The organism is Corallococcus praedator, from assembly GCF_003612125.1.
GTDB classification, from domain to species: domain Bacteria; phylum Myxococcota; class Myxococcia; order Myxococcales; family Myxococcaceae; genus Corallococcus; species Corallococcus praedator.
The window spans coordinates 1-419 of record NZ_RAWI01001193.1 but is presented as its reverse complement, the minus strand read 5'-3'; the positions used below and the strand labels follow the sequence as shown (position 1 = coordinate 419).

Sequence of the window (419 nt, the reverse complement as noted above, 5' to 3'; positions counted from 1 at the left end):
GCACTGGATGGCGTAGATCTGGTCGTTGTGGGTGTAGATGGTGAACAGTCCAAATATGTGATCAACGGCATTTGCCGCGAACGTAACCTGACGGCGGTCTACGCCGGGGTGTATGAACGTGGTGAAGGCGGCGATGTGGTGATCATTCATCCGCCGCCGACCCAGGGTGAACGTCCGTGTTATGCGTGCTGGGCGGAACAACTCCGTGAAGATACCCCTGTGATCAGCGAATCCGAAGGCAGCACTGCGCTGGATTACGGTATGATCGGTGCGGATGGCACGCTGGAAGCCGAACCCGCGTTGTGGCTGCATGTCGTCCGGGTTGCCAGTATTCAGGCCGAGTTAGCCCTGAATGCGCTGCAATATGGCACGCCGACCTACCGCGTTTACCCCGCCGATACGGTTATTCTAGCCAATGT

The 419-nt window shown here is 57.8% G+C and carries 1 protein-coding gene; it reads left to right on the top strand.

Annotation, left to right across the window (positions count from 1 at the left end):
* Positions 1 to 419: ThiF family adenylyltransferase (locus tag D7Y13_RS43700; protein WP_208734695.1), on the top strand; the 419-nt coding region annotated here is incomplete at both ends.